The 24,953-nt window shown below is 73.6% G+C and carries 23 protein-coding genes; 8 read left to right on the top strand and 15 right to left on the bottom strand.

Annotated elements, in window-relative coordinates; translation table 11 throughout:
* The first annotated feature begins 100 nt into the window (after positions 1-100).
* A complete protein-coding gene (locus tag ACGFYY_RS08380; protein WP_393707699.1) occupies positions 101-1,378 on the top strand; it encodes a glycosyltransferase in 1,278 nt (425 codons plus the stop codon).
* A 53-nt stretch (positions 1,379-1,431) separates the two neighbouring features.
* Here the strand turns inward: ACGFYY_RS08380 and ACGFYY_RS08375 are convergent, their stop codons facing one another.
* Entirely contained in the window at positions 1,432-1,953 is a 522-nt protein-coding gene (locus ACGFYY_RS08375; protein WP_393707698.1) for a gluconokinase, read from the bottom strand.
* Between the two features lie 130 nt (positions 1,954-2,083).
* Between ACGFYY_RS08375 and ACGFYY_RS08370 the strand changes: the two genes are divergently transcribed.
* Positions 2,084-2,800 carry a FadR/GntR family transcriptional regulator gene (locus ACGFYY_RS08370; RefSeq protein ID WP_393707697.1) on the top strand — a complete coding sequence of 239 codons (717 nt, stop codon included), beginning with the start codon at positions 2,084-2,086 and terminating at the stop codon, positions 2,798-2,800.
* A 33-nt stretch (positions 2,801-2,833) separates the two neighbouring features.
* On the opposite strand, the gene ACGFYY_RS08365 is transcribed toward ACGFYY_RS08370, so the two are convergent.
* Positions 2,834-4,060: a hypothetical protein gene (locus tag ACGFYY_RS08365; protein WP_393707696.1), complete on the bottom strand. Its 1,227-nt coding sequence runs from the start codon at positions 4,058-4,060 to the stop codon at positions 2,834-2,836.
* Between the two features lie 93 nt (positions 4,061-4,153).
* Entirely contained in the window at positions 4,154-5,071 is a 918-nt protein-coding gene (locus tag ACGFYY_RS08360; protein WP_393707695.1) for a sigma-70 family RNA polymerase sigma factor, read from the bottom strand.
* A gap of 101 nt (positions 5,072-5,172) precedes the next feature.
* Between ACGFYY_RS08360 and ACGFYY_RS08355 the strand changes: the two genes are divergently transcribed.
* Positions 5,173-5,520: a hypothetical protein gene (locus tag ACGFYY_RS08355; RefSeq protein WP_052872935.1), complete on the top strand. Its 348-nt coding sequence runs from the start codon at positions 5,173-5,175 to the stop codon at positions 5,518-5,520.
* 2 nt (positions 5,521-5,522) lie between these two features.
* Here ACGFYY_RS08355 and ACGFYY_RS08350 read toward each other — a convergent pair whose 3' ends face one another.
* The 3 genes from ACGFYY_RS08350 to ACGFYY_RS08340 form a co-directional block, all read right to left on the bottom strand.
* Positions 5,523-6,056 carry an HIT family protein gene (locus ACGFYY_RS08350; protein ID WP_393707694.1) on the bottom strand — a complete coding sequence of 178 codons (534 nt, stop codon included), beginning with the start codon at positions 6,054-6,056 and terminating at the stop codon, positions 5,523-5,525.
* A gap of 273 nt (positions 6,057-6,329) precedes the next feature.
* Positions 6,330-6,713, bottom strand: coding sequence for a VOC family protein (locus tag ACGFYY_RS08345; protein WP_393707693.1), 384 nt, complete (start codon positions 6,711-6,713; stop codon positions 6,330-6,332).
* 7 nt (positions 6,714-6,720) lie between these two features.
* Complete coding sequence (locus tag ACGFYY_RS08340; RefSeq protein ID WP_393707692.1) at positions 6,721-8,610, bottom strand: ABC transporter ATP-binding protein; 1,890 nt, start codon at positions 8,608-8,610, stop codon at positions 6,721-6,723.
* A gap of 140 nt (positions 8,611-8,750) precedes the next feature.
* Here ACGFYY_RS08340 and ACGFYY_RS08335 point away from each other — a divergent pair, with 140 nt between their 5' ends.
* Complete coding sequence (locus tag ACGFYY_RS08335; RefSeq protein WP_393707691.1) at positions 8,751-10,814, top strand: AMP-binding protein; 2,064 nt, start codon at positions 8,751-8,753, stop codon at positions 10,812-10,814.
* A 74-nt stretch (positions 10,815-10,888) separates the two neighbouring features.
* On the opposite strand, the gene ACGFYY_RS08330 is transcribed toward ACGFYY_RS08335, so the two are convergent.
* Entirely contained in the window at positions 10,889-12,664 is a 1,776-nt protein-coding gene (locus ACGFYY_RS08330; RefSeq protein WP_393707690.1) for a GNAT family N-acetyltransferase, read from the bottom strand.
* Between the two features lie 95 nt (positions 12,665-12,759).
* Between ACGFYY_RS08330 and ACGFYY_RS08325 the strand changes: the two genes are divergently transcribed.
* The gene (locus ACGFYY_RS08325; protein WP_030766760.1) at positions 12,760-13,182 is read left to right on the top strand and encodes a DUF350 domain-containing protein; all 423 of its coding nucleotides are present in this window, start codon (positions 12,760-12,762) and stop codon (positions 13,180-13,182) included.
* An 83-nt stretch (positions 13,183-13,265) separates the two neighbouring features.
* Here the strand turns inward: ACGFYY_RS08325 and ACGFYY_RS08320 are convergent, their stop codons facing one another.
* The 4 genes from ACGFYY_RS08320 to ACGFYY_RS08305 all read right to left on the bottom strand — a co-directional run bounded on the left by ACGFYY_RS08320 (position 13,266) and on the right by ACGFYY_RS08305 (position 17,756).
* Complete coding sequence (locus tag ACGFYY_RS08320; RefSeq protein WP_393707689.1) at positions 13,266-14,495, bottom strand: acyltransferase; 1,230 nt, start codon at positions 14,493-14,495, stop codon at positions 13,266-13,268.
* Positions 14,492-15,595: an alpha/beta hydrolase gene (locus ACGFYY_RS08315; RefSeq protein WP_393707688.1), complete on the bottom strand. Its 1,104-nt coding sequence runs from the start codon at positions 15,593-15,595 to the stop codon at positions 14,492-14,494. The genes ACGFYY_RS08320 and ACGFYY_RS08315 overlap by 4 nt, the downstream gene beginning before the upstream one ends.
* A 116-nt stretch (positions 15,596-15,711) precedes the next feature.
* Positions 15,712-16,392, bottom strand: a complete 681-nt coding sequence (locus tag ACGFYY_RS08310) for a response regulator transcription factor (protein WP_030384870.1) — start codon at positions 16,390-16,392, stop codon at positions 15,712-15,714.
* Positions 16,389-17,756, bottom strand: a complete 1,368-nt coding sequence (locus tag ACGFYY_RS08305; RefSeq protein WP_393707687.1) for a histidine kinase — start codon at positions 17,754-17,756, stop codon at positions 16,389-16,391. The genes ACGFYY_RS08310 and ACGFYY_RS08305 overlap by 4 nt, the downstream gene beginning before the upstream one ends.
* A 66-nt stretch (positions 17,757-17,822) precedes the next feature.
* Between ACGFYY_RS08305 and ACGFYY_RS08300 the strand changes: the two genes are divergently transcribed.
* From ACGFYY_RS08300 to ACGFYY_RS08290, 3 genes are all read left to right on the top strand, one after another.
* Positions 17,823-18,785 carry an AEC family transporter gene (locus ACGFYY_RS08300; RefSeq protein WP_393707686.1) on the top strand — a complete coding sequence of 321 codons (963 nt, stop codon included), beginning with the start codon at positions 17,823-17,825 and terminating at the stop codon, positions 18,783-18,785.
* Complete coding sequence (locus tag ACGFYY_RS08295; protein WP_393707685.1) at positions 18,782-19,336, top strand: HXXEE domain-containing protein; 555 nt, start codon at positions 18,782-18,784, stop codon at positions 19,334-19,336. Before ACGFYY_RS08300 ends, ACGFYY_RS08295 begins: the two co-directional genes overlap by 4 nt.
* A 75-nt stretch (positions 19,337-19,411) precedes the next feature.
* Complete coding sequence (locus ACGFYY_RS08290) at positions 19,412-19,807, top strand: hypothetical protein (protein ID WP_365267351.1); 396 nt, start codon at positions 19,412-19,414, stop codon at positions 19,805-19,807.
* Here the strand turns inward: ACGFYY_RS08290 and ACGFYY_RS08285 are convergent.
* The 4 genes from ACGFYY_RS08285 to ACGFYY_RS08270 all read right to left on the bottom strand — a co-directional run bounded on the left by ACGFYY_RS08285 (position 19,758) and on the right by ACGFYY_RS08270 (position 24,896).
* Complete coding sequence (locus tag ACGFYY_RS08285; RefSeq protein WP_393707684.1) at positions 19,758-20,963, bottom strand: trypsin-like peptidase domain-containing protein; 1,206 nt, start codon at positions 20,961-20,963, stop codon at positions 19,758-19,760. The genes ACGFYY_RS08290 and ACGFYY_RS08285 overlap by 50 nt on opposite strands.
* Before the next feature lie 12 nt (positions 20,964-20,975).
* Positions 20,976-22,502: an FAD-binding oxidoreductase gene (locus ACGFYY_RS08280; RefSeq protein ID WP_393707683.1), complete on the bottom strand. Its 1,527-nt coding sequence runs from the start codon at positions 22,500-22,502 to the stop codon at positions 20,976-20,978.
* A gap of 158 nt (positions 22,503-22,660) precedes the next feature.
* On the bottom strand, positions 22,661-23,314 hold the full coding sequence (locus ACGFYY_RS08275; RefSeq protein WP_393707682.1) for a class I SAM-dependent DNA methyltransferase: 654 nt from the start codon (positions 23,312-23,314) through the stop codon (positions 22,661-22,663).
* A gap of 58 nt (positions 23,315-23,372) precedes the next feature.
* Entirely contained in the window at positions 23,373-24,896 is a 1,524-nt protein-coding gene (locus ACGFYY_RS08270) for an IucA/IucC family protein (RefSeq protein ID WP_393707681.1), read from the bottom strand.
* Positions 24,897-24,953: the final 57 nt, after the last annotated feature.

Below are 24,953 nucleotides of genomic sequence, written 5' to 3'. Positions count from 1 at the left end.
GCTCCGTGACTCCGCCGCCCGCTCGCCGAGGCCCTGCCCGAAGGCCCGGCGGTGCGGGCCGTGGTGTCACGGCCGACACCCCCACGACAGGTACGACACGATGAGCAACGCTTCCCCGACGCCCCGCTTCTCCGTCTTCACCCCCAGCCACCGGCCGCGCTACCTGGACGAGTGCCTCGCCACCCTCCAGGCGCAGACCCGGACCGACTGGGAGTGGATCGTGCTCCTCAACAACGGTGCGCGCTGGCGCCCGGAGCGCCCCGACGACCGCGTCCGGGTGGAAATCTCCGACGACAGCCGCGGAGTCGGGGCGGCCAAACGCCGTGCCTGCGAGTTCGCCCGCGGGGAGATCCTCGTCGAACTCGACCACGACGACCTGCTCGCCAGGGACTGCCTGGCGGAACTCGCCGCGGCCTTCGACGCCCACCCCGACGCCGTGCTCGTGTACAGCAACACCGCGCAGATCAGTGAGGACGGCGGCCGCGACGAGACCCGCTTCAACGAGGCCCACGGCTGGTCGTACGAGGACGTCGACGTGGACGGTCGCCGGCTGCTGCAGGCGGTGGCCATGGCACCGACCCCGCACAACGTTTCGTACATCTGGTACGCGCCCAACCACGTGAGGGCGTTCCGCCGGGACGTGTACGAGCAGATCGGCGGTTACGACGCCACGCGCGCCGTGCTGGACGACCAGGACCTGATGTGCCGGCTGTTCCAGGCGGGGGAGTTCCACCACGTCCCGCGCTGCCTCTACCTCCAGCGCATGCACCCCGAGAACACCCAGCGCGACTCCGAGGTCAGCGCCCACATCCAGCGCGAGACGGTCGCCCTCTACGACAAGTACATCGAGGCCAACACGCTCGCCTGGACCCGGCGGCGCGGGCTGCTGGCCCTGGACCTGGGGGCGGCCCACCGCAAGCCCCCCGGCTACCTGGGCGTCGACCGGCACCCGCGGGACGGCGTGGACATCGTCGCGACACTGCCGAAACAACTGGACCTGGCCGAGGGCTCGGTGGGCCTGCTGCGGGCCGTCGACTTCCTGGAGCACGTGCCCGAGAAGATCCCACTGATCAACGAGCTGTACCGGCTGCTCGCCCCCGGCGGCATGTTGATGACGCTCACGCCCAGCTCGGACGGCCGGGGTGCGTACCAGGACCCGACGCACGTCGCGTATTACAACGAGAACTCCTTCTGGTACTACACCGACGACCAGTACCGGGCCTTCGTGCCGGAGATCGAGGCCCGCTTCCAGCAGTCCCGGCTCGTCACGTACTACCCGACCGACTGGCACTCGCGGAACCTGATCTCGTACGTGCAGGCCAACCTGATCGCCGTGAAGGAGGGAGCCGACCGTTGTGGGGGACCCCTGTTGGTCTGACGTGGGAGGCCAGGTGATCGAGGTGTCGCCGGCCCGAGGTGATCGGTCCGGCGTCAGCTCTCTGGTGCCGGGAGCCGGCGCAGCGCGGCCAGCGCCCGCTCGGTGATGTCCTCAGGGGATCCGAACACGTCGACGACGACGCCGAGTTCGTCGTCCTGGAGCGGCTCCAGCGTGGCGAACTGCGAGTCGAGGAGGCTGGTGGGCATGAAGTGGCCCTTGCGTGCCGCCATGCGCTGCTCGATCAGCGGGCGCTCGCCGGCGAGGTGGACGAAGACGGCGCCGGGGGCCGCGGCGCGCAGCCGGTCACGGTAGGCGCGCTTGAGCGAGGAGGCCGCGACGACCCCGCCGCGCCGGTCGGCGCTGTTGCGGATCCACTCGCCGATGGCGTCCAGCCAGGGCCGGCGGTCGGCGTCGTCGAGCGGGGTGCCGGCCGACATCTTGGCGACGTTGGCCGCCGGGTGGAAGGCGTCGCCCTCCGCGTACGGAACGCCGAGTGCCTCGGCGAGGAGTTGACCCACGGTCGTCTTACCCGTGCCGGCCACGCCCATCACCACAATGACGCGCTGGGTGCTCACGCCTACCTCGCTGTCCTCGTCGACATCGGTCGTGTAGCACCACTGAAGCGCATTAAGTAGTACGTACTCAAGCTTCAGGCGGGAAACGTCGCATCTTTTGCCGGTGGAGGCGTCACCGTACGCTTGCGCCATGACCACCGGAGGCAGTCCTGGAGAGGGGCAAGGCCTCCACACCCATGTGCTGGACACCCTCGGGCTCGCGATCACGGCGGGGGAGTACCTCCCGGGCAGCGTCCTGCGCACCGACGAGATCGCCGCGCGCTTCGATGCCTCCCGCACCGTCGTGCGGGAGGTCGTCCGGGTCCTGGAGTCGATGCACCTGGTCGAGTCCCGCCGCCGGGTCGGCGTCACGGTGCGCCCCACCGACGAGTGGAACGTCTACGACCCGCGCGTGATCCGCTGGCGCCTGGCCGGCCCCGACCGGCCCCGACAACTGCGTTCCCTCACCGTGCTGCGCTCCGCGATCGAGCCGGTCGCGGCCGGGCTCGCCGCGAAGCTGGCCACACCGGAGCAGTGCGCCGAACTCACCGAGGCGGCCCTCGGCATGGTCCGCACCTCGCGCGGCCACCAGCCGGACGGCTACCTGCGGTACGACATCGCCTTCCACCGCGCCGTACTGAACGCCTCCGGGAACGAGATGTTCGCCCGCCTCGGGGACGTCGTCGCCGAGGTCCTGACCGGCCGCACCGCACACGCGGTGATGTTCCCCGATCCCGATCCCGCCGCCGTCACCCTGCACGTCCAGGTGGCCGAGGCGGTTCGCGAGGGCGACGCGGCCCGCGCCGAGGCACTGACCCGCCGGATCGCGGTGGGCGCGCCGGCGGAACTGGACGTGCGCGCGCCCTGACCCGGCGTTGCAAGTCCGGTCGCGGAGCGCGGGTCAGCCGCAGCCGCCGCAGCCCCCGCACCCTCCCCCGCACCCTCCGCCGCATCCCCCTCCGCAGCCGCCGCCGGTGGAGGTGTCGGAACCGCGCGACTCCGCCCGTTCCCGCGCCCGTTCGCGCCTGCGCTCCTCCTCCTGGCGGGCCCGCTCCCGTACGGCCTCCCGGTGCGAGGTGCCCGCCGGCTTCCACCCGCCCAGCCCGTGGCGCCGACGCGGGACCAGCACCGCGGCCGTCACCTGCGGGACGAGGCGGACGCCCCGCTCGTAGACGGCGCTCTCCAGGACGACTTCGGCCCCCTCGTACACGGCGCCGTACAGGACGGCCTGGAAGGGTTCCCGTTGCGGGTCGATGTCGTGGTGGGTCGTGCGCAGGGTCGACTCGGAGCCGGCGCGCAGCACCCGACTCCCCGTGACGGTGTCCCGGGCCCGGGGGAAGAGGGCGACGAGGGGCGGACCGGTGGGGGAATCGGCGTCCGGGTACAGCCAGTGGTGGCCGGACCCGGCCTCCCGTACGCCGACCAGGAGGGCGGGCTGCGGCCGTGCGCGCAGGCGGCGCGCCGTCCGGTGCGACGACAGGCCCCGGCCGAGCGCGGTGGAACCGACGACGAGCAGCAGCGCGGTGAACAACCGCCCCTCGAACGGCCCGTACGGGTGGGTGAGGGCCGGGGCGGCCGCGAGAGAGCACGCGGAGCCGAGGACGATCCCCGGTCGACCGCGGTGACGGTGACCGGCCGGAAGGGTGGCCGGTAGGGGGAAGCGGGCGGGTCCGGCGGCGGCGAGGGCCAGTTCGCGTTGGTGGCGGCGGGCACTCAGGCGCAGCAGTACGCCGGTCGACGCCCACACGGCGAGACCGAGGACCAGGCCGTGACCGGCCCGGCCCGTCGTGCCGGAGGGGCCGGAGACGTCGGAGAGGGTCCGGGCCGCGTCGAACGCGAGGGCGAGTGAGGAGAGCAGGGCGGCCACCGGAAGGTAGCGGAACCAGAGCGGAAGCGCGGCCAACAGGACGATTGCCGCGAATACGCGCCCCGGCTCCTCGGAGTTCTGCCGGGCCGTCAGCAGGATCGACAGGAGGACCGGAATCACCAGGAGCCGGCTGCCGGCGACGGGTGAGAAGACCGCGGGGACGCGGGCCCGGAGCCAGCGCCGGGCGGTGTCGACTTCCTGGACGGCTACCGGGCCCTCCGGTATCGCCGCTGTGGGCAGGTGCTTGACGTAGTCGGTCACGGCGCCAGTATGTGAGCGCCGTGCCGCGGCCCAGAAGGGGCGGCCGCGGCACGGAATCGCTACGGCCGCTTGGAGGCGGCGGCCGTCCGGTCCTCAGACGTCGAGCGCGGCGAGTTCGAGCGTGCCGAGGCGTTCCGGTTCCGCCACGATGTCGATCTCGGTGATCAGACCGTCCTCGATCGTGAAACCGAGCACCAGGAACAGCCGTCCCAGCGGGGCCATCGCCAGGCCGACCACGCCGCCGACCAAGGCCGGCGCCGTGGCGCGGGCCCGCTGCATGGCGGCCATCGCGCTCGTGGCGACGGAGACGGCGCCGCGCAGGAGGATCGGGGCGGCCGTGGGGACGACGGCCTTGTCGGCCCGGAGCACCACGTCGGGGTGGAGCAGGGTGACGAGCGCGTCGAAGTTCCCGCCGCGGGTGGCGGCGAGGAAGGCGTCCACGACGCGGCGCTGACGGGTCAGATCGGCCTCGGGCACCAACGGGGCCCCCTTGACGCGCCGGCGGGCACGGCTCGCGAGCTGACGGGTCGCCGCCGGGGACTTCTCGATCATCGGGGCGATTTCGTCGAAGGGCACGGCGAACAGGTCGTGCAGCACGAACGCGAGCCGCTCGGCCGGTGCCAGCTGGTCGAGCACCACCAGCAACGCGAGCCCCACCGAATCGGCCAGCAGGGCCTCCTGCTCGGGGTCGACCGTCTTCGCACGGTCGACGGCGGGGTCGGCCGGATACGCCTCCATGGGGTCCTCGCGCCGGGACTCCCGTGAGCGCAGCATGTTCAGGCAGACGCGCGACACGACCGTCGTCAGCCAGCCGCCGAGGTTCTCGACCTCGCCGACATCGGAACGGTCGAGGCGCAGCCAGGTCTCCTGGACGGCGTCATCGGCCTCGGCGAGCGAGCCGAGCATGCGGTAGGACACCGCTCTCAGATGAGAGCGCTGCTCCTCGAAGCGTTCCGTCAGCCTTGCGTTCCCGTCCACCGGACCCCCAGTCGATCGTGCACAGTGGATCATCAAAACAGATCACGTCGCCTGCTGGATAATGGCCCCCGAACAGCAGAAGCGAGTGGAGACGCCGGACGCACGACGTGCTCCGGCAGGAGAGGGAGCCCCCGATGGACGTGCAGCACTTCGAGCGGATCACCGCATTCATCGAGGCGCGGCTCACCCCGCTGTTCGACGAGGCGACGGGCAGCGAACACGGCTTCGCCATGGACGACACCTCCCGCGCCCTGCGCGCACTGCGCAACTCCGTCCTGGAAGCCTCCGCGATCAAGGGCCTCATCGAGAAGCGGGAATCCGCCGAGCCGGCCATGCGCCGTGTCATCGACCAGTCGGTGGAGCACAACTGGGACGTGCTGCGCGGGATCGCCCGTCAGTGGGAGGACCACGCCGACTTCCGTCACGAGTTCAAGCACCACGCCTGGGAGCTCGACCACCACCACGCCGCCGCGGAGGCCTGAGCTCACCGCCGCTCCACGAGGACTCCGCGCGCGGCGACGGCCGCGCGCAGGTGCCCCGCCGTGGCGGCCTGATCCGCGGGCACCGGTGACAGCACCCCGTTCTCGGTCATGAGGGAGTGGAACTGCTGCCGCTCGTAGGGAACTCCGGGCGGCAGCGCCGCGATGTGCCAGTGCAGATGGGCGTTGCCCTGCCGGCTTCCCAGCGAGTACAGGTAGGTGCGCTCGCTGTCGAAGACGTCCTCGACGGCGAGCGCGACCTCCCGTACGACCAGCATCAGCCGGGTGTAGGCCGCGGGGTCCAGATCGCGCACGGCGTGCTCGATGTGCGCCTTGGGGGCCACCAGGACCTTTCCGGGGAGCGTGGGCCAGCGGTCGAGGAAGGCCACGTGGTGTTCGTCCTCGAAGACGCTCTCGTGCGCGTAGTCGGGATGGCCGGCGAGGAAGGCGCAGACGAAGCACGGCCCGCCGCGCGTCCGTTCGACATAGGCCTCGAGATCCATCGGCCGTCGGTCCATCGGTTCTCGTTCGGTCGGCATCGGCACATCCTCCCACCGGCTCCCCGCCGTCGACGGTCGGACGGGGCGGCGCCGCTGACCAAGGGGAACGGCCAGGCCCGGAACCGGTGTCGGTCATTGTCCTCGAAATGATCAACAACCGGGCGACGCGCTCCTGTCACCTGCCCGGAAGGGGAAGGACCCCGTGCCCGACCGGACCGTGTCGTGAGAGCGGGGCCGACCCGGCGCCGGCCACGGCCGGCCGGCGGGCGCGTTCACCGCGCCGCCCGCCGGAGGTCGTCGGGGCTGTGCCGCTCAGGCGGTGTCCGCCGTCTTGCGGGGCGTGGTCTGCTGGACCGCCCAGCCGTTGCCGTCGGGGTCGGAGAAGTAGACGAACGAGCCCCACGGCAGGTCCTGGATCTCCGTCACCTCCACGCCCCGGCCGCGCAGGTCCTGGTACGCCTCCTCGATGTCGGTGACGACCACCTGCATGTTGTCCAGCGACCCCGGCGTCATCCGGGTCAGCCCCTTGCCGATCGCGATCGAGCAGGCCGAGCCCGGCGGGGTCAGCTGGACGAAGCGGATGTCCTCGCTGACGGTGACGTCGTGGTCGGCGTTGAAGCCGAGCTTCTCGTAGAAGGCCTTGGCCCGGTCGATGTCGGTGACGGGCACGGCGACGAGTTCCAGTTTGATGTCCATCCCCGCATCATGCTCCCGACACCGGTGCCTCGCCGTCCGACACCGCGAACTGGGTGCGGTACAACTCCTCGTACCGGCCGCCCGCCGCCAGCAACTCGGTGTGCGTGCCCCGTTCCACGATCCGGCCGTCCTCGACCACCAGGATCAGGTCCGCCGCCTGTACGGTCGACAGCCGGTGCGCGATCACCACCGCGGTCCGGCCCGCCAGGGCCTCGCCGAGGGCCTCCTGCACCGCGGCCTCCGAGGTGGAGTCCAGGTGCGCGGTGGCCTCGTCGAGGATCACCACCCGCTGCCGGGCCAGCAGCAGTCGGGCGATGGTCAGGCGCTGGCGTTCCCCGCCCGAGAGCCGGTAGCCGCGCTCCCCGACCACGGTGTCCAGTCCGTCCGGCAGCGAGGCGACGAGCCCGTCGAGGCGCGAGCGCCGCAGCGCCTCCCAGATCTCCTCCTCGGAGGCCTCCGGGCGGGCCAGCAACAGGTTGGCCCGTACCGACTCGTGGAAGAGGTGCCCGTCCTGGGTGACCATGCCGAGCGTCTCGCGGATCGAGTCGGCGGTGAGGTCCCGTACGTCGATCCCGCCGAGGCGGACCGCGCCCGCGTCGGCGTCGTACAGCCGGGGCAGCAACTGCGCGATCGTCGACTTGCCGGCGCCGGACGAGCCGACCAGGGCGATCATCTGGCCCGGCTCGGCCCGGAAGGACACCTCGTGCAGCACCTGCGTACCGCCCCGGGCATCCAGGGTGGCGACCTCTTCCAGGGAGGCCAGGGAGACCTTGTCGGCGGCCGGGTAGCCGAAGGAGACCCGGTCGAACTCCACGGTCACCGGCCCCCGCGGCACCTGGCGCGCATCCGGCTTCTGCGCGATGAGCGGCTTCAGGTCGAGGATCTCGAAGACCCGCTCGAAGCTCACCATCGCGCTCATCACCTCGACGCGGGCGCCGGCGAGCGCGGTCAGCGGGGCGTACAGCCGGGTCAGGAGAAGGGCGAGGGCGACGACGGAACCGGCGTCCAGGGAACCGCGCAGGGCGTAGAACCCGCCGAGCCCGTAGACGAGCGCGAGGGCCAGCGCCGACACCAGGGTGAGGGCCGTGATGAAGGCCGACTGGGCCATCGCCGTACGGATCCCGATGTCCCGCACCCGCGCCGCCCGGGCGGCGAATTCCACGGACTCGTCGGCGGGCCGCCCGAAGAGCTTGACCAGCGTCGCGCCGGGGGCCGAGAACCGCTCGGTCATCTGGGTGCCCATCGCGGCGTTCAGCGCGGAGGCCTCCCGCTGCATGGCCGCCATCCGCGCCCCCATCCGACGGGCCGGCAGCACGAACACCGGCAGCAGCACCAGCGCCAGCAGGGTGATCCGCCAGGAGATGCTCAGCATCACGGTGAGGGTCAGCAGCAGGGTGACGGTGTTGGCGACCACTCCCGACAGGGTGTTGCTGAAGGCCCGCTGGGCGCCGATCACATCGTTGTTGAGCCTGCTGACCAGGGCCCCCGTGCGGGTCCGGGTGAAGAAGGCGACCGGCATCCGCTGCACGTGGTCGAAGACCGCCGTCCGCAGGTCCAGGATCAGCCCCTCGCCGAGGGTGGCGGAGAGCCGACGGGTCAGTAGCCCGAGTCCGGCCTCCGCGACCGCGATCAGCGCGATGAGCAGGGCGAGTCGGGTGACCGCGGAGCTGTCCCGGCCCTCCACGATGGCCGTGACGACCCGGCTGGCGAGCACCGGGGTGGCCACCGCGAGGAGCGCGGTCACCACACTCAGCAGCAAGAAGAGGGTGAGCCCGCGACGGTGCGGGCGGGCGAAGGCGGCGACGCGGCGCAGGCCGGCCCGGGAGAGCGGGCGACGGTCCTGCTGGGCGTTGATCGCGCTGTGCAGCGAGGTCCAGGCGGTGACTTCCATGTCCATGGACCGCACGCTAGAACCCCAACCGAACTTCAGGTCAAGCAATCGGTTCGGCATCGCCCGCACGGGGCGTCAACTCCCGCCCGCACGAGCGATTTTGTCGACTTCCGTCCGTTGTCGGTGCCCGGTGGCATCATCGATCCATGACGCAGGGATCCGAGTCCGTACGCTTCGGCGAGCGAACCACCGACACCGTCCTGCACCGCTTCGAGCAGTGGGCCCTCGACACGCCCGGGGCCCGCGCGCTCGCCGCCGGACCGGACACCCTCACCTACGGGGAACTGGACGCGCGTGCCGACCGGCTGGCGCGTCGTCTGCTCGACTCCGACCTTCCGCTCGGCGCGCTCGTCGCCATCGGCACCGCCCGGCAGACCGAACTGGTCGTCGCCGTCCTCGCCGTCCTCAAGGCCGGCGGGTCCTACACCGTGGTCGACGTGGAGAGCCCGCGCGTGGGGCGCCGGCAGCTCGCCGCGGCCGAGCCCCACTTCCTGCTCACGGACGCCGCCCAGCAGGCCGCCCTCGACAACGGCGGCGGCCCACGGGTGATCCGGCTCGACGCGCAGGCCCCGGCGATCGGCGGGCCGCGCACCGAACGCCCGGCGGATCGGCCGGAGGACCCGCTTCCCGGGGCGGCCGCCCCGCCCCCCGGCCGAACCGCCGCGGTCCTGTTCACCGGGGCGTCCGAACCGCGCGCGGTCCCCGTGGGCCACGGGCTGCTCCTCGCCGCCCACGAGGGCTGGGCCGAGGTGGCCCGGCCGACCCCGCGCGACCGGCACCTGTTCACCCTCGGTACGGATGTCACCGCCTTCGCCGCGGGCTGGACCCGCGCCCTGTGCTCGGGCGGCGCCCTCGTGCTCTCCCCGCGCGCCGCCTGGAAACCCGAGGACATCCGCGCGGCCGTCGAGAGCGAGCGCGTCACCGTACTGCACACCGACCCGGCCGGCGCCTCCCACCTGCTGATCCGGCAGGCGGAAACGGGCACCCTCGCCCCGGTCGCCCACCGTGGGCCCGACCCGGCCTGCCGGTCGCTGCGGATGCTCGCCGTCTCGGGCGACCGGCTCTACCTCGACGAGCAGGCGACCCTGCAGGCCCGGCTGCATCCCGGCGCACGCGTCCTCAACGTCTACGGGTCCGCGGAGTGCGCCGGTATCGGCACCTGGTTCGAACTGTCGCAACTGCCCCATCCGTTGGACGACCTGGAAGAGATCTCACTGCTCGGCACCGCGTTCCCCGGCTTCCGGGCCGAGGTACGCGGCAGGGAGATCTTCCTCGTCCCCCCGGACGGCGGTGACGCGATACCGACCGGCGACCTCGGCCTGACCCGTGACGACGGCCTGCTGGAGTACGGCGGCCGGATCCGCGACCGGATCGCCCTGCCCGGCGGTCGCCTGCTCGACCCGTACCCCGTCGAATCCGCCATCCGCGGTCACGAGGGGATCGGCGCGGTCATCGTCAAGGGGGTCGACGGCCCGCGCGGCCCGCGGCGGCTCGTCGCGTACGTGGCCCCACCACCCGGCGGCCCGACCTGGCCGGCCGGGGCCGCCCTGCCGGACATCGAGGAGCTCCGCGACCACCTCGCGGGCAAGGTGCTCCGGGAGGAGTTCCCGCGCACCGTGATCCGGCTGCGCACCCTGCCCCGTACCCCGGCGGGCGGGGAGGACCGCGACGCCCTGCCGCTCCCCATCCTGCCCGAGGCGGCGCGGGGCGCCGGAAGCAAGTCCGGCAAGTCCGGGACCACGACCGGCGGGGGCGAGACCTCGGCCGGCTGCGCGGCCGGCTGTGGGGGTGTCGGACTGGGCCTCGTCGCCCTGATCCTGACCAACCTCCTGTGGCCCGGATCGACCGACCTCACCGGGGTGCCGCAGCCCTGGGCCTTCCTGTTCTTCCTGCTCTACGTGTTCGAGTGCGTCGCCTTCGGCGTCGGCGTGGTCTTCCTCTTCGGCGGCCGTGCCCGGATGCTGCGCCAACGCCGTGGCCACTCCCTCACGGTGGCCGCCCATCTGGCCGTGTCCTACCTGCTGGTGTCCTGGTGGCCGCAGGACAACCTCTACCGGCTGGCCGCCAAACAGGACTGGCCGCGCCAGGCCGCGCTCGTCTACGCCTTCAACATTCCCCTGATGATCGCGGGCGCCGTCGTCGCCGCCTATGTCGTCAGCAAACCGGCCGACCCGTTCGACTTCCACGACCCCGACGACGACCTGCCCTGACCGCCGACCGCTGACCGCTGACTGCCGGCTGCCGACCGGGTCCCAGGGCCTTCGGCCGGCGGCCGGCTCCCCGTCTACGACGGGCCGAACATCGCCCCGACGGCCAGGGCCTCGGCCCGCACCAACGCCTCGGCCGCGTCCAGCACCTCGCTGCTGCGCGCGGCCACCAGCACACCGAGCCAGGGCGCCGGTTCGAACGCCCCGGTCGGGATCGCCGGGACGAACACCGCCCCGAGCTCCGCGCAGCCCCGGGCCAGGGTCGCGCACAACTCGTCCAGCTGCGCCTCCGGCAAGCGCGCGCCCAACTCCACCCGGTCCGCGATCCGTACGAGGTGCCCCGCACCCCGCAGCGCGTCGAGCCGAGCCGCCACCATGAAAGCGACGGACGGCCCGGTCAGCCGCAGGTTCGTCTCGGTGGGCGCGAGCCGCCCCGCCCCGTCGGCGACGAAGTCCACGTCGAACCAGCCCCGGTAACCGGAATCCGCCAGCTCCCGGCCCACCGCCGTGCCGAAGTCGGTCAGCGGCTTCTCCACCCACGCGGGCACCACACCGGGGCCCACGGTGGCACCCCGGTAGCAGCCGTCCACCACCTCCATCACCGCTGCGCCCACCTCGTGCGCCCGGCCCGTCTCGTCGACGAAACCGTCGTAGGTCAGATCCCGCGCCCCCTCGTCGGCCCCGGACGCCGCACCGCCGACGTACTCCTCCACCAGCAGCGGGCCGCGCGGCAGCCGGCGCAGCACGGCCCGTGCCCCGCCCGCGGCCCGCACCCGCGCGGGGGTGAGCACCGTGGTGCCCGAACCCCCGACACCGTGCTCCGACTTCAGAACGGTGCTCTCGCCCGCCCTGGTCCGGGCCGCCACCATCCGGGCCGCCGCCCACCGCCCGTCGGCCCGCCACTGCCGCGGCAGCACGATCCCGGGATGTCCGCCGTCCGCCAGGATCCGCCCGAAGAGCTCGTGCGCCGCCGACTTCGACTCGTAGCGCAGCTCCCCGGGCCGCCACGGCCGGCCCGCCAGCCGCCCGAACGACCGGGTACGCCCCCACGGTACGAGGGGCAGCCCGGCTCCGGTGAGCAGCGCGGCCAGCGCCGGCCGGGCCCGTACGGCATCGGCGAGGCCGGGATCCGCGTCCAGCAGGTCGTCGTACACCTCGACCCCGGTCCAGCCCAGTTGCCGGCAGACCAGCTCGGTCCAGCCCCGCGGCACCGGCCGCGGCAGTACCAGCGCGGCCGGGTACGGACTGTAGAAGGCCGCGAGGCACGCGTAATGGTGCGCCGGCCGCTGCTCCCGGTCCAGAGTGGCGTCGGCGAACTGCGCGTTGAACTCACCGACATTGCCCAGGTGCACGGCCCGCCCGCCACCGGTCCAGGCCCGCGCCCAGTCGGCGAGCGGGACCGGGGCCGCCTCGAACCGGACCAGGGCCGTACCGTCGGCTTCCACGGCCGGCGCGGCTGCCACCGCGACCGCTCCCATCGCCCGGTAGAACCCGGCCGCGTGCGGATCGGAGTCGATCACCAGCCGGCGCACCCCCAGCTCCACGGCCCGCCGCAGCACGTCCCGGTACAGCAGCCGGCCCACGCCCCGGCCGACGGCCGACGGATCGACGAAGAGCAGTCCGAGCTCCGCCCGTGGGGCAGTCCCCTCCAGCGAGGCGACCCCGAGGACCTCGCCCCGCCCGTTCTCGGCCACGACGAGACGGCGGGCCGTCACGTCCTCGGCCCGGATCCGCAGCTCCGGCGCGCACGCGGCCAGGAAGGCGGCGTCGTACCCCCAGTGCGCCTTGGAGCGCATCACCAGAGCGGTCAGGTCCTCCGCCTCGGCCGGCCGCGCGGCCCTGACCTTTACCATCTGCTGACCTCCCCATGGTCCGCGCCAAGGCCGTGCGATAGATTCGGCCTCCCCACGGCACATACTTTCCCACCCACGCGGAGACAGGCTTCTCAATGAGCGACATCATCAACGGCCTTGGCCGCACCAGCGCCTACGGCGCTCTCGGCCTGGTGCTGCTGATCCTCGGCATCGTCCTCGTGGACGTGCTGACGCCGGGGAAGCTACCCAAGCAGATCTGGGAGGAGCGCAACCGCAACGCGGCCCTCTTCCTCAGCTCCGCGCTCCTCGGCATCGGCGGCATCGTCTTCACCTCGATCTGGACGACGTACGCGGACTTCGGCAAGGGCCTGCTGTCCACCGCGGCCTTCGGCGTGCTCGGCCTGATCCTGATGGCGGTGGCGTTCCTCGTGCTCGACCTGGTGACCCCGGGCAAGCTCGGCGCCATCGTCGTCGACCGGGAGCCGCACCCGGCGGTCTGGGTGTCGGCGGCCTGCAATCTGGCGGTGGCCGCGATCGTCGCCGCCTCGATCGCCTGACGCGGAGCACCCGTACCTGACGAGAGCGCCGCTCCCGCGAGGGAGCGGCGCTCTCGCCGTATCCGGGACCCACCCGGCCGCGCTCAGGCGAGGCCCAGCGCGAACACCGCGAACCCCGCCGCCAGCAACCCGGCCACGGTCCGGCGCAGCGCGCTCGCCCGCCGCCCCTCGCGCGGCGGGCCCTCGAACCGCCGCACATGGCGGGCGAGAGCGACGAACAGCGTCGCGAACACCGGCATCCACGCCAGCCGTGCCGCGATCCAGCCCAAGCTGTCCGGCGCCGTCGTGAGCCCCGCCAGCTCACCCACGAACGAGCCGGGCACGGCCGCGGCCAGCATCGCCGTCTGGTGCCAGCACAGGATCGTCATCGCGGACAGGTTGATGACGACCACCGGGGCCCACAGGGCCGGTCGCGCCAGCAGCTTCGCGAGCCGGTCGCGCAGCAGGACGGCCGCGCCCGACTGCGCCGAGGCCAGGGCCAGGACCAGGAGGGACGGCGGGTGCGAGTTGGTGCGTGCCGCACCGGGGACGCCGACCATCGACGCCGGATAGTGGAAGACCGCCAGCAGCGCGGCGAACAGCAGCGTCCCGCCCGCCAGCAGCAGCCAGGCCCCGCGCCGCCCGATCCTCCGCTCGGCCCAGGAGACGCCCAGTTGGTAGGCGAACAGCCAGCCCGGCAGGATGTTCACCAGGGCGAGCCAGGACGGCACGGAGTCGGCGAGCGGCCCATAACGCAGGAAGTCCACCGCGGCGACGCAGCCGAGCAGTGGGGCGGCCGCCCAGCCATCGAGGCGCCGGGCCGCCCGCACGCAGTACGGGGTCAGGGCGGTGACCACCACGTACACCCCGACGAACCACAGCGGTTGCACCACCAGCGTCGCGCCGGTCCGCAGCGACGCCTCCGGCACCCCGGCCGCGTACAGCACGGGCGCGGCCAGCGCCCACACCGCGGTCACCCCGAGCACCGGCCGACCCAGCCGGACGACCCGCCCCTTCAACCAGGCGCCCGTCGACCCGGTGCGCCGCCCGAAGGAGAGCGCCGAGGCGAATCCGCCGACGAGGAAGAAGACGCCCAGCATCTGGAGCACCCAACTGGCCGGGGCCAGGCCGCCGAACGCGGACAGCGGGCTGGCGTTGTGCAGGCCGCCGTCGGCGTCGAGGGTGAAACCGCCGAGCAGCCAGTGGCCGGTGGGTACGGCCAGCAGGGCCAGGGCGCGCAACCCGTCGATCGCCCGGTCACGGTGGGCGGGAGTCCGGGCGTCGATCCGCGCGGCGGCCTTCCGCAGCGGGGCCAGGGTGGCGGAGGCGCTCATCGGACCTCTCCCTCCGCGATGGCGGCGAAGGCCGCGAGGGACTGGGTGCCGGGCGTGAAGTAGCCGGTGTGGCCCTGTACGTCGGCGGCCGGTACCCGGCGGGCACCGAAGGCCGCGGAGGTGGGGTCGGCGCCGTGCCCGATCCCCGCGAACTCGACGTTCGGGACATCCGCTATCCAGTCGGAGGGGCCCCGGGCCGCCCAGACGCGGGCTCCGGTGCGCAGGGCCGCCGCGGTGTCGGCGCGCATCCCGGGGGAGCCGAAGGCCACGATGTCGGTGGCGTCGGTGTGCCGGGCCGCGAGCCCGCACACCACCGAGCCGTAGCTGTGGCAGAACAGCACCGGGTCCGGTGCCCCCACCGCGTCGAGTCCCGCGGTGAAACGGGCCAGCCGGGCCGCCCCGGCCCGGGCGAGCCGGCCGTCGGCCGCGTCCAGGCCGATACCGACCGGGGTGGTGTAACCGATCCACGCGACGACGGCGACGGACCCGCCGGAGCCGGAGCCGGAGCCGGAGCCGGTGCCGGAGCCGGTGCCGGAGCCTGACCCGGACCCGGTCGCCTCGCGCAAGGCCCGGGCCATTCCGGCGGGCCCGGTGGCGGGCTTGCGCCGGGCGTCGTACCCGGCGGCGTCGTTGTCGGAGCCCGGCACGATCACCGAGACGTGCTCCGCGTGCTCCAGGTCCCCGAACACCTCGGCCACCTGGCCCCGGCCCCGCGGGTCGAAGGCCAGGATCCGGCGCTCCGGGGCGGCGAGGGAGGCGTACCGCGCCTCACCCGTGGCGGCCACCGCGATCCGGTTCGCCTCGTACCGCAGGGGGAGCGGCGCCCCCTCCAGATTGCCGACCACCAGCGGGTGGGACCGCAGGAGCCGCCGGCGTGCCGCGTCGTCCAGCCCGGCGAAGAAGGCGGCGACCTCGCGCGGCGTCGCGGTCGCCGGATCGGGCAGCGGCCGGCCGGACGTCGTGTCGGCCCGCCAGGCGGCGGTGCCCGGCGGCGGGCCGGTGACCGCCGCCTGGCTGTCTCCCGAGGCCCACCCGGCGGTCCCCCCGACGAGGGCCACCGCCAGTGCGGCCGTGACCAGCGTCCTTCCGAAGCGGCGCATGCCCCTTCTCCTCTCCTCGTGACGAGGAGGAAGGTAAGGAGGGGGCATCGGCCGTCACGTCGGACCGTGGAGCCAAGTCGGATGTCATACCCCGGTAGGGGGTGGAGGAGAGACCGTCAGCCGGAGTCGCCCGGTCGTACCAGCCCCGCCTCGTACGCGAAGATCACGGCCTGCGCCCGGTCCCGCAGGTCGAGCTTGGCCAGCACCCGCCCGATGTGCGTCTTCACCGTCTGCTCCGCCAGCACCAGATGCCCCGCGATCTCCTGGTTCGACAAGCCGCGCGCGATGAGCTCCAGCACCTCGGTCTCGCGCGGGGTGAGCCCCTTCAACCGCAGCGCGGGGTCCTTGCGCGGCGCCGGGCGCTGCTGCACGAAGTCGGCGATCAGCCGACGCGTCACCGACGGCGCCAGCAGCGCCTCGCCCGAGGCGACGACCCGGACCGCCGCGATCAGATCGGCCGGTGGGGCGTCCTTGAGCAGGAACCCGGAGGCGCCCGCGCGCAGCGCCTCGTACACGTAGTCGTCGATGTCGAAGGTGGTCAGCATCAGCACCTTCGGCCGGTGCACCACCCCCGGTGGGGGATCGAGGATCTCCCGGGCGGCCGTGAGCCCGTCCATCTCCGGCATCCGCACGTCCATCAGCACCACGTCGGGATGCGTGGAGCGGGACACCTGCACCCCCTGCCGCCCGTCGGGGGCCTCGCCCACCACGTCGATGTCGGCCTGCGCCGACAGCAGCGCGGCGAACCCGGCCCGCACCATGGCCTGGTCGTCGACGATGATCACGCGGATGGTCAACTCAAGTCCTCGGTCGGATCGTTCAAGGGCAACCGGGCGGCGACCCGGAAGCCGCCGTCGGGCAGCGGACCCGTGTCGAGCGTCCCGCCGGTCAACCGTACGCGCTCGCGCATCCCCACCAGACCGTGCCCGGTGCCCGTACTCTCCAGCTCCACCACGGCGTCCCGGGCCGGACCGTTGACCACCAGCACGAGGACCTCGTCCTCGTCCACCGTCACCGAGACCCGGGTGGGGGCGCCGGGCGCGTGCCGCACCACATTGGCCAAGGCCTCCTGCACGATCCGGTACGCCGACAGGTCCACCGCCGGCGGTGCCGCCCCGGCCGCGCCGGCCGCCAGTGACAGCTCCACCGGCTGCCCGGCCCGTACGGTCGCCTCCACCAGCTGCTGGAGCCGGTCGATCCCCGGCTGCGGTGCCCGCTCGCCGTCGGCGCCGTCCGCCGTGCCCGCCCCGTTCGCGCCGTCGCCGCGCAGCACGGTGAGCAGCCGCCGCATCTCGCCCAGCGACTCCCGCGCGCTCGCCGCGATCGCCGCGAACTCCTCGCGTACGGGTTCCGACATGCCCGGCACCCGGTACGGCGCCGAATCGGCCTGCACAGTGATCACCGACATGTGGTGGGCCACCACGTCGTGCAACTCGCGTGCGATCCGGGCCCGTTCCTCCAGCAGAGTGCGGCGGGACCGCTCCGCCTCACTGATGCTCTCCTGTTCGGCGACCCGCCGCTGCGCGTCGCCGAGCCCCCGCAGGGCGCCCGTCAGGGCCAGTACGACCCCGCTGAGCACGAAGAGCAGGGCGTTGGTGTTCATCACGCCGGTGGGCTGGGAGAAGCCCAGCGCCGTTCCCACGACACCGGTCGCCAGCCACACCCCGACCAGGGTCCGGACGGGCTCGCGCAGCCCCAGACAGGCCATCAGCACCAGATAGCCCACGATGGTCATCGGCGGCCACGGCCAGGAATGCCCGGCCACCTTGTCGGCCCCCATCAGCAGCACCGCGGCGACGGTATCCGCGGCCAGGACGAGGATCCAGGCGTGCAGCGGCCGGGTCAGCGCGAGGAGCAGGGGTACGGTCTGCGCCACCCCCAGGGCGCCCGCCCAGCCGCCGCCGACCCCGTAGTCGTCGGACAGCACCGTGATCGTCACCGGCAGCAGGGTGACGACGAAGATGCCGACGACGAGGAACGGCATCGCCCGCTGCCACCGCCTGGGAGCCTGGGCGAACAGGGGCTGTCCCGCCCCGGGGGGCGTGCGCAGCACCAGGCCGAGCCGGGCCGGCGCGCCGGGCACCGCGGCACCGGCCGCCGACGAGGTGCGGACTCGTGCGCGGGTCCGGCCGCGCGGCCGGGTGGGAGGTTCGTCGCTCATGATCGGTCCAGCCTATGCGCCGGTGGGCCCGTGTGCGGGTGGGGCTAGGCTGCTGGCCTGTCGATCATGGGGGATGCGGACATGGGTGGCGCGGCGGCGTTGGAGAAACTGGTGCCGGTGCTGCTGGCGTTCGGCGGCGGGGTGTTGCTCGCCCGTCGGAAGATCGTGCCGGCCGAGGCCTCCAAGGTCTTCTCCGACTACGCCTTCCTCTTCGCCGTCCCCTGCTACCTCTTCGGCAACATCTACGCCAGCGACCTCGGGGCCCTGTTCAACTGGCGGGCGATCGGCGGCTACGCCGGGGCCGCGGCCCTCGCCGTGGTGGCGGTGTCCGTCGGGGCGGTCGCCCACGGCCTGCGCGAGCCCCGCGACGTGGCGCTGCGGGTGATGGCGGGAGTCCAGGTGAACACCGCCTACTTCGCCGTCCCCGTCTTCATCACCGTGTTCGGGACGGCGGCGCCGATCTTCCCGATCCTGCTGTTCCAGGTGTGCGTACTGTCCCTGGTCGTCATCGCCCTCATGGAACTGGGCCGCGCGGGCCCGGAGGTCGGCGGCCCGGGCCGTCGCCTCTCCCGCGCCGTCGGCGCCTCGCTCGCGACCCCCCTGGTCCTCGCCTGCAACGCGGGGATCCTGCTCAACCTGCTCTCGGTACGGATCCCGGCCGTCGTGTTGGACGGCGCCGCGTTCGTCGGGGACAGTGCCTCCCCGGTGGCCCTGTTCGCCCTCGGCCTCCACCTGGGCGGCCTCGGCCTCGACCTGCGGGGCACCACGCGCGAGGAACTCGCCCTCATAGGCTTCAAATGCCTGGCGTTCCCGCTGCTGACCTGGGCGGTCTGCGGGCCGCTCGTCGGCGTGCGGGGCGAGTGGCTGGCGTACCTCGTGCTGATCGCGGCGATGCCGACCCCGCAGAACCTGTTCATCTTCGCCCAGCGCTACGACGTGGGCGTCGACCTCTCCGCGTCGATCGTGATCAAGAGTTCGCTGGTGTCGCTTCTGCTGTTGCCCCTGTGGTTGCAGACTGTGGTCGTATGAACGCCAATGATTCCGGCCCCTCGACAGCGCCGAGCGCCGTCACCTTAGGACTGCTCGCCGCCTGGACCGTGCACGACCTCGAAGAAATGGCCACCGTGGCGCGTTGGTCCCGAACCCGGGTCCCCGTCCTGCGTGAGCGCCTCCCCGGCGTACCCGACCGGGTCTGGCGGAGCATGGAAGCGGTCGACGGCCGCCGGTTCGCCACCGCCGTCGCCGTGATGGGACTCGTGGTCGCGGCCGCCTCCGCCGACGGGTACCGCACGGGCGGGCGCTCCGCCTTCTACCAGGCCTCGCTGAACGGCTTCGGCCTGCACGGCCTCGTCCACGTCGCCCAGGCCGCCGCCACCCGGGGCTACACCCCCGGCGTGGTCACCTCACCGCTGCTCGTGGTCCCCTTCACCCTGTGGGCGCGCGGCCGGCTGCGCAGGGCCGGGGTCCTGCGGCCCACGCGGGCGCGCGACGTCGTCTCGGGGCTGGCCCTCGCGGGCGCGGCCACCGCGGTCTCGCACGCCGTCGCCCGGCGGATCCACCGGGCCGCGTCCGCGCCGTAGCCCCACGGCATCCGCCCGTACGCCTCGGCAGGCGCCGGTACGTACCCCCGGGCGGCATCGGCTCGTTGACCCGGCATGGAACTGCCGACCATCGCGGCGCCGGGCGTCGGTGAACGGGCCGACGCCGTGGCCGATGCCGCCTGCCACCTCTACGACACCATCGCCCCCGGCGGTACCGGCACGCCCGGCGGATGGAGCCGGACCGCCGCGGAGGACGCCGCCGAGGCGATCGAGACCACCGCCCACGCCCTCGCCTCCGTCGATCCGGACGCCGAGGTGGTCCTCGCGCCCGTACACGCGGCCCTCGCCGACCTGCGCCGCCGGCTCGGTCTCGCGCCCGCCGACGGGCTGAGCGGGGACGGGCCGCCGGCGACCCCGCGCACGGTCGGCAACCCGCGCCGCACCCGGTGGGTGCGGGTGCTCACCGCCCCGCCTTCGCCCCGGCAACCGCCTTCTCGTACAACTTCCTGATGTCCGCGCCGAAGTAGGAGCTGTACGACGTGTCGGCCGTGTCCCCGCCGGTCTTCCAGCCGCCGATGACCCCCACCACGTCACCGGTCCCGGTGCGCGCGTCGTAGCGGGTCAGGAACGGACCACCGCTGGTCCCGCCGGGATAGCCGGTGCAGTTGATGCGGAGGAACGACCCGGGGATCCGCGCGTCGGCGCTGGTGAACTTCGTCGTCCGGTTGACGCACACGCGGGGCCGGGCGGCGGAGGCCGGGTGACCGATCAGCGTGACCCGCGCGTGCGCGTAACCGGCGCCGGTCACCAGCCGGTTCCCGCCGACCACCGCCTCCACCGGGAAGCCGCGGGCGTCCGGACCGACCTGGGCGAAGGCCACGTCGAGGGCGGCCGCGCGGTCCACGCCCTGGGAACGGTAGCGCGGGTCGATCCAGATCTTCGAGTGGCCGCCCGCGTCCCGCAGGACCGGGAACATGCCGAACGGCCGCGGCTTGGCCCGCGTGTACTGCGGTACGAAGGCCACCTGCTGGGTGTCGGAGCCGAGCAGGCAGTGCCCCGCGCTGAGCACCAGGTCGCGGCCGGGGGAGGAGACCACGCTCGCGGTGCAGAAGTAGGCCCCGCCGTTCTTGACGAGGAACATCCGGCCCGCGACCGGGATGCCGTCGAAGTTCTTCCCGATGCCGGCGGTGAGGGCGGGCAGCGGGGGAACGGCCGCGCGCGCCGGTGCCGGGAGCGGAGCCGGGGTCGGGGGCGCCGGAGCCCGGGTGGGCGTGGGAGCGGTGGTGGCGGACGGCACGGGTGCGGGAGCGGGCGTGGGCGTCGGTGTGGCGGCCGGGGACGAGGACGGCAGCGGCAGCCCGGTCGCCGAGGGGGACGGCGTGACGACCGGAACCTCCTCGGCCGGCTCGACGGGCTCGGCGGGTTCGACCGGCTCCGGCGGTTCGGGCAACTCGGGCGGCGCGGGATCCACCCGGTCGGCCGGCCCGGGCGGCAACGGGGCGGCGGAAGCCATCCGTTCCGCGGTCCAGAAGGACTGCGCCTCACGCGCCGACCAGCGACCGACGGCCACCGGGGCGGCGCCGCCCACGGCCTCGGCCACCGGCAGCGGCCCCGCCGGCACCAGCAGAGTGGCCACCACCGCGGCCATCGTCAACGTACGTCGCATGCCGGACACTCCCTAAACGGCCTGGGGGAAACGGAAGAGCCGGTCCGGGTCGTGGACACGCCGGACCTCCTGCAGGCGCGCGAGGTTCGGGCCGTAGTAGGCCTCGCGCCAGCCGGTGAGCTTCGGGTCGATGTAGTTCTGGTAGGCACGGCCGCCCGCCCAGGGGCGCAGGTCCCGCCACAGCCCGTCGAGCCAGCCCTGGTGCCGTGCCACCTCGGCGGCCGGCGCGGAGTCGGGCCAGTAGGCCAGGTACTGGGCGAGGAAGAGGCTGTCGCGGTGCACGAAGGCGGTGGCGCCGGCCGGGACACGGTTCACCGCACCTCCGCAGACCCCGTCGAACTGGACCACGCCCCGGCCGCCCGGGGGAACGCTCGTCCCGTACCGCCGCACGGCCTCCAGGACCGCGGCGATCCCCGCGTCGGGCAGTCCGCCGCCCGCCCAGAAGTCGGACCGGGCGGCGTACGAGTCCCGGCCGAGCCGGCCCTGCGGGTCCCGGCCGGGCAGGGCGCCCTGCAGCCGGCACCGGGCGGGGCTCGCCTCGGGGCAGCCGGACATGGCCCGGACGGTGTCCTCGTGGCTGCGTACGGTGATCCAGCTGTCCCGCGGTGCCCCACCGACCAGGTCGGACAGCCGGGTCAACTCTCGTTCCAGCTCCGGACGCCCGTCGAGGCACACCACCCGCACCGCCGGCGTCGCCCCGGCTCCGGCAGCCACCTCGACGGTGAACTCCACCTGGCTCCAGAACGGGTCCGGCAGCCCGCCCAGCCAGCGCTGCCAGCCACGCAGCACGGCCGCGGAGTCGGCGCCGGGCCAGTGGAGTTCGGCGAAGGCGCAGGTGCCGACCGGGTGCGTGCGGAAGCGGAACTCGGTGACCACGCCGAAGTTGCCGCCGCCCCCGCCGCGCAGTGCCCAGAAGAGCTCCGGATCGAGGTCGGCGGATACCTCGCGGACGATCCCGTCGGGGGTGACCACCCGAGCCCCGGTGAGCCGGTCGGCGGTGGTCCCGTGAACCCGCGAGGCCAGACCCAGGCCGCCGCCGAGGGTGAGTCCGGCGATGCCGACGGAGGGGCACAGCCCGGTCGGCACGGACCGGCCGCGTCCGGCGAGGGCGGCGTGCACGTCCGTGAGCCGGGCGCCGGCGCCGACCCGTACCTCACCGGGGTCGCCCTCGCCCTCGACCGACACCGCGGCCATGGCACCGGTGTCGACGACCAGCCCGGCGGATCGCGTGGACCAGCCGGCGTAGCTGTGCCCACCGCCGCGCGGGACCACGGGCGCGCCGGATCGGCGGGCGAACTCCAGGCAGACGGCCACGTCCCCGGCGTGCGCGGGATAGGCCACCGCGGCCGGGGCGACCGTGTCGAACCGGGGCTGGAAGAGCCGGCGGGCCTCCGGGTAGTCCCGGTCCCCGGGGAGCACCACACGCCCGTCGATCCCGCGCGCCAGCGCACCGTAGTCCGGGGTCCGGGCCGCCGCCCCGACGGTGGCGAGGACGGCCGCGGCCGCGCTGCCCAGTACCTGGCGGCGATTGAGGGTCATACCTCCTTCCTGCCACCGCCCGGGCCGATAGCCGTGCAGGCGGGTCCCACACGCACCGGGGTGCCCCCTGAACGGCGCACAGCCGAAACGGTTCGACTTGTCCTATTGCCGCATGGTCGACACCTTGTATGTCGCACATGTCGTGAATGTCTAGGGGGCTAGCCCTTGCGCGCCAGCAGGAAGCCGTGGTGGGACCTCTCGTCAGGGCCGGGCTCCCGCACCAGTCGGGCCCATTCCGTCAGTCCGGCCCCCGGCAAGAGGTCGGCGATCAGCTCGGGCGGAGTCCGGTACACGTCGAGGTCGACCGCATGCCCGTACGCGTGGTCGAGCCGGAACCGCTCGTCGCCCGCCATGAAGGCGATCAGGAGGTGGCCGCCCGGCGCCAGTACCCGGGCGAACTCCGCGAACAGCGCGGGCAGCTCCGAGGGTGGGGTGTGCACGGTGGAGTACCAGGCCAGCACCCCGCCGAGGACCCCGTCGGCCACGTCCAGGGCCGCCATCGACCCCACCTCGAACCGCAGCCCCGGATACGTCCGGCGGGCCACCGCCACCATCGCCGGGGACAGGTCGACGCCGAAGGCCCGTACGCCGAGCTCGTTCAGATGTGCCGTCACCCGGCCCGGACCGCAGCCCAGGTCGGCCACCGCCCGGCCCCCGCCGCCCGGGTCCTCGCGCACGTATTCGGCGAAGGCCGCCAACATGGCTCGATCCAGCGGCTTTCCGGCCAGTTCCGTACGGAACAGCCGTGCGTAGTCGACGGCGACGGCGTCGTAGGACGCCCGTACGGAGCTGAGGTACGAGGTCTCTGTCATGCCCCTGAACAGTAGCCCCCGGAGCCCCTCCGAGGGGAAACCGTTCGAGTGCTCCCGCTCACCCCCCGACCAGCGGATTGGGCAGTTCCGCCCACTGATCGCCAGGAACCCCGGGGCTCAGCCGCATCAAGGTGAGCGCCTTGGTGGGGAGTGGCCCGCTCAGCAGCGCCTCGGTGTCCGAGGTGGCCGGCAGCGCGGTCACCTCGGCGAGAGCCTCGGCGAAGGTCTCGGCCGAGCCGGCCGTGGCCCCGAGCGCCCCCGTCAGCAGGGACCCGAACAGCTTGCGCCGCAGCACGGTCACGTCGTCGGTGACCAGCCTGCCGGACAGCGGCGGCACCGGCAGGCCGTGCCGGGCCAGCCGTGCCGGGCTGATCCGGATGTCGGCGAGATCGCGGTAGACCAGCCGCAGCGGGGCGCCGTCCGCCGACAGCACGACGAGGAGGTTCTGGCCGTGCGCCTCCAGCGCCACCCCGAGCTCCAGCACGCGCAGGCACACCGAGAGCGCGAGCCGCGCGAACTCGGCTCGCCAGAGCGCCGAGCGCGCCGGTCCGAACGAGGCCAGAGCCGCCACCGGAAGCACCCGCTCACCGGCGGCGGCGTCCGCGTACACCTCCGGCGGCTCCCGCAGTACGGCCGCCAGGTCCGGGCTGTGCGCGGTCGTGGCACCCAGGGTCCGGGTGATGTGCAGCCGGCCGTCGAGTCGTTCGGACAAACCCTGGGCGAAGGCGGAGACGGCCGCCGCCGTCTCGATGGAGTAGACGGAGATGTCCCGCACGGACGAGGTCAGCCGGGCGCTCAGCGCGGTCTTCACGTGCGCCCCGCCGTCGGCGGGAGCCAGGGTGCGCAGGGCCATCAGCGGATGCGCCGCGAAACCGGCGGCTCCCGGCCGTACCCGCTCGTGCTTCAGGACGTGCGCCGCCTGCCACGGGTGCACCGGGACCAGGACCCGTCCCGCGTCCCGCAGCTCCACCGGCCAGTCACCGGTGACCAGGCACTCCTCGGCCCGTACGGCGACCAGTCCCAGTTCCACCACCGGTCGGTGCTCGGGCGCGTACGCCAGCTGCTCGGCCACCGAGAAACCGGGCCGGGAGCGACAGTTCGGGTGGTAGGGGTGCCCGTCGACCACCCGCTGCTCCCACTCCCAGGTGGTCAGCGGCGCCCGGTCCCGCCCGGTGGGCGGCTGACCGGCCCTGGACAGCGCGAGGGAGGCGGTACAGGCGTCCAACTCGGCGGCGAACTGCTCTCCGTGCGCCGGCCCGAGGGCCGTGACCAGCCGTGCGGCCTGCCGGTAGGGCACGCCGTCGAGCAGCAGCTCACGCACGTAGGGCTCGGTCGCGTACGGATCCGGCAGCGGGCCCTCCAGCCGGGCGCCCCCGGCCAGGAGCAGCGCCAGGCCGTCGGGCGCGCGCTCGCGGCCCACGACCCAGGGCAGCGGTTCGAAGGCCAGGGCCCGCCACAGCCGGGTCAGTACGGCCGCGCGGGCCCCGTCGAGCGCGGCGGCGTACGGGGTGACGAGCGACGGGCGTACGTCGGCCAGTTCGGCGGCCACGGCCTCTTCGGCCGGGGAGGGGGAAAGATGCATGCTGGGGCTCCGGCATCGGAATATCGCTTTACGGGATGATCAAGTAATGATTGCGGA

Origin of the sequence: Streptomyces sp. NPDC048331, assembly GCF_043201215.1 — a bacterium.
In the GTDB taxonomy this organism is placed as follows: Bacteria; Actinomycetota; Actinomycetes; order Streptomycetales; family Streptomycetaceae; genus Streptomyces.
This window is presented reverse-complemented; position numbering and strand designations above follow the sequence as displayed.